Origin of the sequence: Marinobacter sp. KMM 10035 (assembly GCF_046537445.1) — a bacterium.
Classification (GTDB): Bacteria; Pseudomonadota; Gammaproteobacteria; order Pseudomonadales; family Oleiphilaceae; genus Marinobacter; species Marinobacter sediminicola.
In genome coordinates this window covers 1,149,384-1,161,937 of record NZ_JBBVMG010000001.1, presented here as the reverse complement: position 1 = coordinate 1,161,937, position 12,554 = coordinate 1,149,384, and the positions used below count along the sequence as shown (strand labels likewise).

At 54.4% G+C, this 12,554-nt stretch carries 11 protein-coding genes and 1 tRNA gene; all 12 read right to left on the bottom strand.

Going from position 1 to position 12,554, the window contains the following annotated elements:
* Positions 1-83: 83 nt before the first annotated feature.
* Positions 84-353 (bottom strand): 30S ribosomal protein S15, encoded by a 270-nt coding sequence (gene rpsO, locus AADB16_RS05175; RefSeq protein WP_298449240.1) that lies wholly within the window; start codon positions 351-353, stop codon positions 84-86.
* Positions 354-431: 78 nt separating this feature from the next.
* A complete protein-coding gene (gene truB, locus AADB16_RS05170) occupies positions 432-1,361 on the bottom strand; it encodes a tRNA pseudouridine(55) synthase TruB (RefSeq protein ID WP_410801811.1) in 930 nt (309 codons plus the stop codon).
* Positions 1,358-1,804, bottom strand: coding sequence for a 30S ribosome-binding factor RbfA (rbfA, locus tag AADB16_RS05165; protein WP_298449244.1), 447 nt, complete (start codon positions 1,802-1,804; stop codon positions 1,358-1,360). Before rbfA ends, truB begins: the two co-directional genes overlap by 4 nt.
* Positions 1,804-4,365 carry a translation initiation factor IF-2 gene (infB, locus tag AADB16_RS05160; RefSeq protein WP_410801809.1) on the bottom strand — a complete coding sequence of 854 codons (2,562 nt, stop codon included), beginning with the start codon at positions 4,363-4,365 and terminating at the stop codon, positions 1,804-1,806. The genes rbfA and infB overlap by 1 nt, the downstream gene beginning before the upstream one ends.
* A gap of 17 nt (positions 4,366-4,382) precedes the next feature.
* Positions 4,383-5,876 (bottom strand): transcription termination factor NusA, encoded by a 1,494-nt coding sequence (gene nusA, locus AADB16_RS05155; RefSeq protein ID WP_298449248.1) that lies wholly within the window; start codon positions 5,874-5,876, stop codon positions 4,383-4,385.
* Positions 5,877-5,930: 54 nt separating this feature from the next.
* Positions 5,931-6,392, bottom strand: a complete 462-nt coding sequence (gene rimP / locus AADB16_RS05150) for a ribosome maturation factor RimP (RefSeq protein ID WP_200202964.1) — start codon at positions 6,390-6,392, stop codon at positions 5,931-5,933.
* A 318-nt stretch (positions 6,393-6,710) separates the two neighbouring features.
* Positions 6,711-6,795 (bottom strand) — tRNA-Leu (locus tag AADB16_RS05145).
* A gap of 5 nt (positions 6,796-6,800) precedes the next feature.
* Positions 6,801-7,160 carry a preprotein translocase subunit SecG gene (gene secG, locus AADB16_RS05140; RefSeq protein ID WP_410801807.1) on the bottom strand — a complete coding sequence of 120 codons (360 nt, stop codon included), beginning with the start codon at positions 7,158-7,160 and terminating at the stop codon, positions 6,801-6,803.
* Between the two features lie 24 nt (positions 7,161-7,184).
* Positions 7,185-7,955, bottom strand: a complete 771-nt coding sequence (gene tpiA / locus AADB16_RS05135) for a triose-phosphate isomerase (protein ID WP_410801805.1) — start codon at positions 7,953-7,955, stop codon at positions 7,185-7,187.
* Between the two features lie 76 nt (positions 7,956-8,031).
* Entirely contained in the window at positions 8,032-9,375 is a 1,344-nt protein-coding gene (gene glmM, locus AADB16_RS05130) for a phosphoglucosamine mutase (protein ID WP_410801803.1), read from the bottom strand.
* A complete protein-coding gene (gene folP / locus AADB16_RS05125) occupies positions 9,375-10,205 on the bottom strand; it encodes a dihydropteroate synthase (protein ID WP_410801801.1) in 831 nt (276 codons plus the stop codon). Before folP ends, glmM begins: the two co-directional genes overlap by 1 nt.
* Before the next feature lie 115 nt (positions 10,206-10,320).
* A complete protein-coding gene (ftsH, locus tag AADB16_RS05120; RefSeq protein WP_309043801.1) occupies positions 10,321-12,264 on the bottom strand; it encodes an ATP-dependent zinc metalloprotease FtsH in 1,944 nt (647 codons plus the stop codon).
* Between the last annotated feature and the right edge of the window lie 290 nt (positions 12,265-12,554).

Here is a 12,554-nt window from a genome sequence, read left to right as displayed (position 1 = left end):
CCGGCAGGCCCCCTGAGGAACCCGCCGGCTGGTGACTACTTCCGGAGCAATACCGGAGCAGCCGTCAGGTCGTAAGACCAGATTTAGCGACGCAGACCCAGGCGCTTGATCAGCTCCAGGTAACGGTCGCCGTTCTTCTTACGGAGGTAGTCCAGCAGCTTACGACGCTGGTTTACCATCCGAATAAGACCACGGCGGGAATGGTGATCCTGCTTGTTGATCTTGAAGTGGCCTTGCAGCTTGTTGATGTTGGCGCTCAGCAGTGCAACCTGCACTTCCGGGGAGCCTGTATCACCTTCAGCTTGCTTATAATCTTGAACGATCTGTGCTTTTTCGCTGGCAGACAATGCCATAAATCACCTCAATGTTTGCGATGCTGTCAAATCCGGCCGAACCGCGCACCTCTACAGCCCGGCTAAACAGCGGTAAACCTAACGCTTTCCGCTGTCACTCACCAATCGACGTGGTACCAGTTTGGTTTCCTCGCCTTCCGGCAATGCTTCTGCCAGCCCTACAAAACCTTCGTTGCCATAAATACGAACGAAGCCATCATAAGCCTGACCCGGTATTCTAACCGGTTGTCCATTCAATATCGACACCAACGGCTGCCCCGACAGACGGTGCTCCGGGAACATGGAGAGCGCTGCATCCGGAGCGACCAATAAGCCATCCAGACTTTCATCACGCTCTCGCATAGCCTCAAGATCAGGCACTGCGTGCACATCCTCCAGGGTGAACCCGGCCGCCAGCGTGCGCCTGAGCTCAATTACATGAGCACCGCACCCCAAGACCTCGCCGATATCTTCGACGAGTGAGCGAATGTACGTACCTTTGGTGCACTTAACTGCAATATCCAGTTCATTTTCACGGACAGCCAAAAGCTCAAGCTCATAAATGGTTACCGGACGTGCCGGGCGCTCAATTTCAATGCCTTCACGGGCATATTCATAGAGCGGACGTCCATTGTGCTTGAGCGCGGAATACATGGAAGGGACTTGCTGGATATCACCACGAAACTGCTCAAGCACAGGCTCAAGCACTTCCGGTGAAAGATTTTCTGGTACTGGTTTTGTAGCGATCACGGCGCCTTCACTGTCACCGGTCTCGGTACGCTCACCGAGGCGCGCAGTGGCGATATAGGCTTTATCGCTATCCAGCATCATCTGGGAGAATTTTGTTGCTTCACCGAAACACAAGGGAAGCACGCCAGTTGCAAGCGGATCGAGAGCGCCGGTATGGCCAGCCTTGGCAGCACCATAGAGACGCTTAACCTGCTGCAAAATGCCGTTGGAGGTGATACCCAACGGCTTATCGATTACCAGAATGCCATTAACTTCACGGCCTTTGCGTCTGCGGCTCAAGCGTTTGACTCCGGATTACTCTCGTTATCACCCTCATTGCCACCCTGGCTGGCATCATTCCGCTCAACGGCCGACTTATCACCGACCGCTTCGCGAATGAGATTGTCCATTCGGCGGCTGTAGCCCTGGAGTGCGTCGAAGTGAAACCGAAGCTGCGGTATAACCCGCAGTTTCATAGCCCTTCCCACTTGCCCCCGCAGGAACCCTGCTGCTCTGTTCAGCACAGAAATCGAGTCCACGACTTCAGGAGACTCAGCAGTGAGCTCCTCGGTAGTCAGCAGCGAGACATAGATGTCGGCGTAGCCAAGGTCACGACTGACCTTGACTGCATTAACCGTTACCATGCCTAACCGCGGATCCTTGACCTCACGCTGAATCAGCAGGGCAAGCTCACGCTGCATCTGATCGCCGATGCGATCAATACGACTGAACTCTCTAGGCATTAGGCCCCCGTGGATTCGAGCTTACGCTCGACCCTGACACGGTCAAAGACTTCGATCTGGTCACCGACCTTCACATCGTAGCCCTTAACACCGATACCACACTCCATGCCGTTACGGACTTCAGGCACGTCATCCTTGAAGCGACGCAGGGATTCCAGCTCGCCTTCAAAGATAACCACGTTATCCCGCAGTACACGAATCGGCTTGTTCCGGTATACGTTGCCCTCGGTCACCATGCAGCCAGCTACCTGGCCAAACTTTGGTGAACGGAACACGTCACGAACGTCAGCAATACCGACGATGTCTTCGCGGAACTCCGGTGCCAGCATGCCGGTCAAGGCGCCCGTCACATCGTCCAGAAGGTTGTAGATGATGCTGTAGTAACGCAGATCCAGACCTTCCTGTTCAACCAACCGCTTGGATGCTGTATCAGCACGAACGTTGAAACCGAAGATAACAGCGCCGGTCGCCATCGCAAGGCTCACATCTGTCTCGGCAATACCACCAACGCCGGAAGATACGATCTTCACCTGTACTTCTTCGTTACCCAGATCCTGCAACGACTTGGTGATCGCTTCGAGCGAACCGCGAACGTCTGTCTTCAGAACAACGTTGAGGGTTTTAACCTCGTCCTTGCCCATGTTCTCGAACAGGTTCTCCAGCTTGGCTGCTTGCGCCCGCCGTAAACGCTGCTCGCGCTCACGAATGTGGCGGAATTCAGCCAGCTCTTTCGCTTTGCGCTCATCGGCTACGGCAAAGAATTCATCGCCGGCGTTCGGCGTGCCGTTCAGACCCAGAATCTCGACCGGAATTGAGGGGCCAGCTTCCTTGACTTGCTTACCGGCTTCATCGGTCATTGCACGAACCTTACCGAAGAAAGAGCCAGCAACAACCATATCGCCCTGGCGCAGGGTACCGTTCTGAACCAGTACGGTAGCTACAGAACCACGGCCACGCTCGAGACTGGACTCAACAACGACACCGTTAGCCGGCGCATCAGGAGACGCTTGCAGCTCAAGAATCTCGGCCTGCAGCAGAACCGCTTCCAGCAGAGTATCTACGCCTTCGCCAGACTTTGCAGAGATGGGCACAAACTGCACATCACCGCCCCAGTCTTCAGGGATAACTTCGATGGCAGCCAGTTCGTTCTTCACCCGATCCGGATCTGCCTGCTCCTTGTCCATCTTGGTGATAGCCACAACAATAGGCACACCGGCAGAGCGGGCGTGCTGCACCGCTTCTTTGGTCTGCGGCATTACGCCATCATCAGATGCAACTACCAGGATAACGATATCCGTACACTGGGCTCCGCGAGCACGCATCGCGGTGAAAGCCGCGTGGCCCGGGGTATCCAGAAACGAAATCATACCGTGGTCGGTTTCAACATGGTATGCACCAATGTGCTGCGTAATACCACCGGACTCACCTGAGGCAACCTTGGTACGCCGAATGTAATCCAACAGCGATGTCTTACCATGGTCAACGTGGCCCATCACACTCACAACAGGGGCACGTTTGGCCTTTTCCTGGCCTTCCACTTTGAATTCGCTGAGCACGTCGTGCTCAAAGGCGTCATCACTGATCGGCTTGGCCTTGTGGCCCAGCTCCTCAACAACCAGTGTCGATGTTTCCTGGTCCAGAGGTTGGTTAATGGTTGCCATCACGCCCATGCCCATCAATGCTTTGATGACATCACCGGATTTAACGGCCATCCGCTGGGCAAGATCGCCAACGGTAATCACTTCAGGAACTTCTACTTCTCTGACCATTGGTTTGGTCGGCCTCTCGAAGCCATGACGCTTCTCTTTGGGTTTCTTTTTCGCCCGCAGCGGTTTGCGCAGCGTGGTGTCATCATCGTCATCAGAGACTACCAGCGGTGCATCTGCAGGACGACTGCGTGGACCACGATGTCCAGCCTGTTTCTTCTTGGGCTTGCCATCTTCGGCATCGTCGCCACGTTCGCGAACTTTTTCTTTCTTTTTCTTGGGCTTGCGGTCTTTACCTTCGCCCTCGGGCGGTGGCATCGGAATATCTTCCGGAGCGACCACAGGCTCAGGCTCTGCCGCCTTCTTGGGCTCAGCCTTTTCAGCGGCAACCTGCTCTTCTGCAACCGGCACTTCTGCCTTCGCTGCCTCGGAAGGAGCCTCTGCATCAGCCTGCGGAGCAGTCACTTTTGGCGCTTGCTCTGCCTCAGGCTGTTCCAACTTCTGCTCTTCCGGCAACTCTTCTGCTACTGGTGCAGGCGTCGCCACTTCTGGCTCCGGCTGCAGCTCCGCACGCTTAACATAAGTGCGGCGCTTGCGTACTTCCACATTGACAGTCTTGGCCTTACCAGCCTTGAGCGTTGTTGTGGTCTTACGCTTAAGAGTAATCTTGTTCGGCTCAGCGCCTGCTTCACCGTGGGTCTTTCTCAGATAGGTCAGCAGCTGCTGCCTCTCATCACTGGATACAGCGTCGTTTTCCGAGCGGGCCTTCAGGCCAGCTTCCACGATCTGTTTCAGCAAACGATCCACGGGAGCGCCTACATCTTCGGCCAGTTGTTTTACCGTTACTTCAGCCATACTGGTCTCCTCCCGAATTAAGCCTGGTCTTCAAACCAGGGGGCGCGTGCTGCCATAATCAATTGGCCTGCACGCTCTTCATCCATACCTTCGATATCGAGCAAATCATCAACCGACTGCTCAGCCAGATCTTCCATGGTACGTACACCCATACCGGCGAGTTTAAACGCCAGGCCACGATCCATTCCGTCCATGCCCAGAAGATCTTCTGCCGGTTCTGCACCGTCGAGAGCCTCTTCACTAGCCAGTGCCTGGTTCAACAGGACATCTTTGGCCCGGCGGCGCAGCTCGGTAACTGTGTCTTCATCGAAACCTTCAATTGCCAGCATTTCTTCCATAGGTACGTAGGCAACCTCTTCAATCGAGGTAAAACCTTCGTCAATCAGCACACCGGCAAACTCTTCATCCACGTCAAGGTGCTCGGTAAAGGTGCCAACCAGAGTATTGTACTCCTGCTCCTGACGCTCACCGGCCTCTTCTTCCGTCATAACATTCAGAGTCCAGCCTGTAAGCTCGGTCGCCAGGCGTACGTTCTGCCCATTACGGCCTATAGCCTGCGCCAGGTTATCTGCCGCTACGGCTACTTCCATGGTGTGGCGATCTTCATCCATCACGATCGAGGCTACTTCGGCCGGGGACATCGCGTTAATAACCAACTGTGCAGGGTTATCGTCCCACAGCACGATATCGACACGCTCACCGCCCAGCTCATTGGAAACAGCCTGAACACGGGAGCCACGCATACCTACACAAGCACCAACCGGGTCAATACGGCGGTCGTTGGTTTTCACTGCAATCTTGGCACGGGAGCCAGGGTCACGGGCAGCGCCACGGATCTCGATCAAATCTTCGGCTATCTCTGGAACTTCAATACGGAACAGCTCAACCAACATCTGCGGAGCCGAACGGCTAAGAATCAGCTGCGGGCCACGGTGATCCGTACGGATTTCCAGCAAAAGCGAGCGAACCCGGTCGCCCATACGGAAGGTTTCGCGCGGGATCAGGTGCTCTCTGGGCAGCAAGGCTTCCGCATTAGCGCCAAGATCCACAATGACGTTATCGCGCGTAACTTTTTTGACGGTACCTGAAACCAGCTCACCAACGCGGTCGCGATAACTGTCGACAATCTTGCTGCGCTCAGCTTCACGAACCTTCTGGAATATAATCTGCTTTGCAGCCTGAGCCCCGATGCGACCGAAGGCAACCGACTCTGCCTTTTCTTCGTAGGTATCGCCCGGCTTCAGCTCGGAATCAATTTCTTCGGCTTCCTGAAGTGTCAGTTCAGTGCCCAGAGCGGGAACCGCATCGTTATCAACAATCAGCCAGCGACGGAAAGTTTCATACTCTCCCGTGCGACGGTCGATAGAAACACGCACATCTGACTCTTCGTCTTCATAGCGTTTTTTTGCCGCGGTGGCGAGTGCCAGTTCGATTGCCTCGAAAATCACTTCCTTCTCGACGCCTTTTTCGTTCGAGACGGCCTCAACTACCAGCAAGATCTCTTTACTCATTGGATTGCCCTGCCCTGAAAATAAACTGTGCATCTACTGAGTTGTTCAAATAGCTCACTCGAATACCGGAATGATTTGGGCTTTTTCAATGCTGTCAAAAGGCAACAAATACTCATGATCGTCTACAACAATCACAACTTCGTCGTCTTCCACACCCTTTATAAGCCCTTGAAACTTGCGTCGACCTTCAAACGCCATGCGCAAGCGAATTTGTACTTGATGCCCCACAAACGCCTGATATTGCTCAGGCCGGAACAGCGGTCGATCCATTCCCGGTGATGAAACCTCAAGCGTGTACTCGGTCTGGATGGGGTCTTCTACATCCATAACACCACTAATCTGACGGCTGACTTTCTCGCAATCGTCGATACCAATGCCTTTCTCGGCATCGTCTATAAATACCCGAAGCATGGACTGATAGCCCTTGGAGCGATACTCAATGCCCCAATACTCGTAACCCATGCCTTCGACCACAGGGCGAAGAATGTCTTCCAGTTGTTTAAGCTTGCCTGACAAGTTAGGCGGTCTCCGTATGAAATTTACCGGCCCAAAAAACAAAAAAAGGGCTGTTGATCAGCCCTTTTTACGCACCAGGGCCTGTTGCGCCAGGCCCCTTAATCAAAAAGCCCCGATAACCGGGGCCTTTTGTTGCAAGAACTCGCAGGAAGCAAACCGGTAAACCGCTTCCTGCTGACAGACACCTGGCCTGCCAGAAGCCCAACAACAAAAGATGTCAGACTCCAATATCCGCCGGAGTATAGAGACGCCGAACGGACTGGTCAAGGACTGCTCAAAAAAACGGCCTGGATAATCCAAGCCGTTTTCTCATTCAATTGGTGCCCAAGGCCGGACTCGAACCGGCACAGCTTTCGCCACTACCCCCTCAAGATAGCGTGTCTACCAGTTCCACCACTTGGGCAAACCTCACTCGAGCTCGGGAAGATCAGACTCCCCGCTCCCGGTTTCGCTTCCAGCCGCATCCTGAACCGGAGCCTGGCGGGATTCCTTAACAGTTGGAATACCGGCTTCTCCAGCCACCTCAGCGCGCTGCTTGGCAAATACTGCCAACGAAAAACTTGTTACAAAAAACACGATTGCAAGCAAGGTTGTCATGCGGGTCAGGAAACTGCCACTACCCTGACTACCGAATACCGTTTGCGACGCGCCGCCACCGAAGGCCGCACCTGCGTCCGCACCTTTGCCTTGCTGGATCAGAACAAGACCCACCAGTGCCACCGCGATAACCACGTGCACAACGACTACCAGCGCCTCCATCCAATCCATATCGATTCTCGCAAACCTTTAACTTTATGCACCCGCCGGGAAATACCGGCAAATACTAACAAAATCTTCCGCGACCAGCGATGCGCCACCGATTAAACCGCCGTCTATATCGGGCTCAGAAAAAAGCGCCGCTGCATTATCCGCTTTTACACTGCCGCCGTAAAGCAATGAAATCTTCTCGGCCGGGGCGCCCATATCTTCAAGGACACCGCGTATTGATGCGTGCATTGCCTGAGCGTCATCTGCGGTCGCCGTTTTACCGGTACCAATTGCCCAAACCGGCTCGTAGGCGACTACGATATTCTGCCAAGCCCTACCATCTGCTGCGCGAACAACTGATGCCAACCCAGCACGCACCTGGCCGGCAACGACCGCTTCTGCTTGCCCGGACTCACGCTCTTCAAGCGACTCGCCAACGCACACAATAGCCGCCAAACCACTGGCGAGTACAAGTGACACCTTTTCGGCGACTTGCTCGTCGGTTTCACCGAAAAGCTGACGACGCTCTGAGTGCCCAACCAGCACATAGCGACAGCCGGCATCTTTTGCCATTTCCGCAGAAATCTCTCCGGTATAGGCGCCTGACTGCCACCGCCCTACATTCTGGACGCCAACTGAAACTGCATCCTGAGCCAGTCTCAACACATCCCCGACATAAAGTGCGGGAGGAATAATAACAACCTCCACGCCATTATCAAGAGATCCGGTCTCAGACCGGACATAGCCAACCAGTTTTTCCGAAAGGTCTTTCGACCCGTTCATTTTCCAGTTACCGGCTACAATCCTGCGACGCATAACAGTTCCCGAATGTAAGGGAGGGCGCACTATACAGCAGTCCCTCATAACAGACAACCGCCTGAAATCAACAAAATCAGGGCGTTGAGTTTTCTACAACTTTCACCAGTTTTTCCGCAACGCGACGTATATCGTCGGCACTCCGGCCTTCCGCCATCACGCGAATCAAGGGCTCAGTTCCCGATGCCCGCAGCAAAATCCTGCCTGCATCACCAAGCTCCAACTCTGCGCTCTTCACGGCCTCGACAATATCCGCACGACTGAATGGATCAAAACGCTGCTCTACACGCACGTTAATCATGGTCTGGGGCAACTTACTCATGCCTTTGCGCATTTCAGCAAGGGTTTTTCCAGATTTCCAGATCGACAAAAGAACCTGAAGCGCCGAAACGATACCATCGCCGGTGCTAGTGCAATCCCGTATGACCATATGCCCGGAGCCCTCGCCACCAAGCACCCAATCATTTGCGATCAGCCGCTCCATGACATAGCGGTCACCAACATTGGCACGCTCGAACGATATCCCCATTTCTGTCAGGGCCAACTCAACCCCAAGATTGGTCATCAGCGTGCCGACCACGCCACCCTTCAGGCGACCCTCTTCAAACCTTTGCGCTGCCATTACATACAGCAGCTCATCGCCGTCGACTTCGGAACCGTCGCGATCAACCATCAACACCCGGTCGCCATCGCCATCGAAGGCGATGCCCAAATCCGCGTCTTTGTCGATAACTGTCTGCTTCAGGGCATTAAGATGCGTAGACCCGACATTCAAATTAATGTTCAGTCCGTCTGGCTCAGCGCCAATAACAAACACCTTGGCACCCAGCTCGCGAAACACTTTTGGCGCTACGTGGTAAGTCGCGCCGTGCGCACAATCAAGAACGATCTTCATGTTCTCAAGAGTGAACTCGTTTGGAACGGTGCTCTTACAAAATTCAACGTAACGCCCTGGCGCATCCTCTACTCTCGAGGCCTTACCCAGCTCTCCCGGGCCACAGACCTCAATAGGCGTCTCTAGCCAGCGCTCAATTTCCGCCTCCAAAGCATCGTCGAGCTTGGCACCCTCAGCGGAGAAGAACTTAATGCCGTTATCGTGATGGGGATTATGGGAAGCACTGATCACAATACCTGCTGACGCCCGAAATGTTCGCGTCAAGTAAGCAATCGCTGGCGTAGGCATAGGGCCCAGCAGCTTTACATCCACGCCCGCCGCCGATAAGCCCGCCTCAAGCGCAGACTCGAACATATAACCTGACAAGCGGGTATCCTTGCCAATCAGCACGCTGTTGCGCTGACCGGTTTTTTTGAAAGCCTGCCCAGCTGCCCAGCCCAGATGCAACATAAACTCCGGCGTAATCGGGTGCTCACCAACCCTGCCGCGTATGCCGTCCGTTCCAAAATACTTTCTTCCGGCCATTAACCTGCCCCCTTTACGGCCGTCGCAATCTTGACGGCATCCATAGTTTCCCTGACGTCGTGCACACGAATAATACTGGCACCTTTCATTACAGATATTGTCGCGGCCGCGAGGCTCGCCGGCAACCTTTCATCAACATCTCGGCCCGTAATATGCCCAAGCATGGACTTTCGGGACATGCCGACCAGCAAGGGATGCCCCAAAGCCCGCAGCTGCTCCAGATTCGCAAGCAAACGTAAATTATGCTCAAGATCTTTCCCGAACCCAAAGCCCGGGTCCAGAATAATATTCTCAGCGGAAATTCCGGCCTGCGCAGCAAGGCGAACACGCCGGGTTAAAAACTCCCCGACCTCTCGCATTACATTCTGATATTCGGGGCGCTCCTGCATGGTTTGCGGCTCGCCCTGAATGTGCATAATACAAACAGGCACAGCGGCAGCTGCTGCCGCAGCCAGCGCCCCCTCTCTTTGCAGTGCGCGCACATCGTTAATAAGCCCGGCTCCCAGCTCTACCACCTGCGCCATCACTGCCGGAGTACTGGTATCCACAGAAACGACCACATCGAGCTCACGCGAAATCGCCTCAACTACAGGGCAAACCCGATCAAGCTCCTCCTGAACCGACACAACTGCTGCGCCAGGCCGGGTTGACTCACCACCAACGTCAATAAACGTGGCGCCATCAGCAACCATCTGCCGGGCCTTCAGAAGCGCCACATCAAGCTGATTGAACCGACCGCCATCGGAGAATGAATCTGGCGTCACATTGAGGATACCCATCACATGGCAACGGGACATATCCAACGTTCGTCCGGCAAACTTCATTTCCATAAAAAACCTTTCTGGACTGGCATACCTGAACCGGGGAAACAGCAACTTGCAAAAACAAACGCCGCCCGTAAGCAGGGCGGCGTTAATCAGCTAGAGCACTTTGAAGCCAGGAAGCTTAATGCTCTCCCGCCGGACGACCAACATCTGGCCTTTTACCATCATCAGCCGGATTGGATTCAGAAGCTGTGCCAGACCCACCAGCTTTGGCGCCCCCTGCAGACCCCCTGTCATCCCAGCCTTTGGGCGGGCGCGGGGTACGACCTTCCATGATGTCATCGATCTGATGACGATCAATGGTCTCGTACTTCATCAAAGCCTCAGCCATGGCATCCAGCTTATCCCGGTTTGCGACCAGAATTTCTGTTGCCTTCTCATAGCAGGTATCAATGATGTTTCTTACTTCCTCATCAATACGCTGCGCCGTTTCAGGAGAGTAGACGGTTTGCGCCTGACCTGCAGAACGACCAAGGAACGGCTCCTCGCTATCGGTATCGTACTGCAAAGGCCCAAGCTTCTCGGACAAGCCCCAGCGAGTGACCATATTACGGGCCAGACTGGTGGCACGTTCGATGTCATTCGAAGCACCGGTGGTAACGCCGTCAAAGCCCAGGGTCAACTCTTCCGCGATACGACCGCCAAACAGGCTGCAAATGGAGCTGATCAAGAAGCGCTTACTGTGGCTGTACCTGTCCTCTTCAGGCAGGAACATGGTTACACCCAGAGCGCGGCCACGAGGAATGATGCTCACCTTGTAAACCGGATCATGCTCGGGCATCAACCGGCCAACAATCGCGTGACCCGCCTCGTGGAATGCCGTATTCAGCTTTTCCTTTTCGCTCATCACCATGGACTTGCGCTCGGCGCCCATCATGATTTTGTCTTTCGCGAGCTCAAACTCTTCCATGGAAACCAGGCGCATGTTCCGACGAGCCGCAAAGAGCGCTGCCTCGTTAACCAGGTTCGCAAGGTCGGCACCGGAAAAGCCTGGAGTACCGCGCGCAATCAGCGCAGGTTCAACGCCCTCGTCCAGGGGCACTTTTTTCATGTGCACCTTGAGGATTTGCTCTCGACCAATGATATCTGGCAACCCAACAACCACTTGGCGATCGAAACGACCCGGGCGCAGAAGCGCAGGGTCCAGAACGTCTGGGCGGTTAGTAGCCGCAATAACGATAACGCCTTCGTTACCCTCAAAGCCGTCCATTTCAACCAGCAACTGGTTCAGGGTCTGTTCACGCTCGTCGTGACCACCCCCCATACCCGCGCCACGATGACGACCGACCGCATCAATTTCATCAATAAAGATGATGCAAGGGCTCTGCTTCTTCGCCTGCTCAAACATGTCCCGTACGCGCGATGCACCAACACCCACGAACATCTCAACGAAGTCCGAACCGGAAATCGAGAAGAAAGGAACCTTGGCTTCGCCAGCAATAGCCTTGGCCAATAGGGTTTTACCTGTACCTGGTTGCCCCACCATCAATACGCCTTTGGGAATACTGCCACCCAGACGCTGGAACTTGCTGGGATCCCGAAGGAAGTCCACCAGCTCCTTAACATCCTCTTTGGCCTCATCCACACCGGCGACATCAGCGAAGGTGGTTTTGATTTGATCTTCGCTCATCAGACGCGCCTTGCTCTTGCCGAACGACATGGGGCCTTTGCCGCCACCGCCGCCCTGCATCTGCCGCATGAAGAACACAAACAGCGCTATAATGATCAGAATCGGGAAAGCCGCGACCAGCAACTGCGTCCACAGGCTCTGGCGCTCGGGCTCTTTGCCGATGACCTCCACCTTGTTCGCCAGCAGATCGTCCATCAGCTTGTTATCCGCCACCTGGGGGCGAATTGTCTGAAACTGGGAACCATCGCCACGGGTGCCCTGGATTTCCAGACCATCAATAGTGACTTTGTTGACCTGACCCTGCTGGACCATTTCAACGAATTGGGAGTAATTGACTTGCTGACCGGTGGTGGTGGGAGAGAAATTCTGAAACACCATCAACAGTACCGCGGCTATTATCAGCCAGAGAACCAGATTTTTTGCCATATCGTTCAAGGATCATCACCTGTGAATTGAAGAGCAGACCATCGAAGGAACTACTCTTTTCTGACACCTTACACCAATTATACGTCTATCCACCAGAAACGGCCCATCCGTAACGGCCACAGAAAAACGTAGCTGCGGATCAACCTGAAAACGTTCCTGAACGCCGGATAAATCCCCATGTTCCTTGTATGTGGGCCTTATCTCGGAAATTACAACGCCTGCAGGGTGATCTGTATACAAGGTTGTCTGCTACAATCCGCCGATTATACGACGTTGCCAGCGATTATGCCGCTGACCTT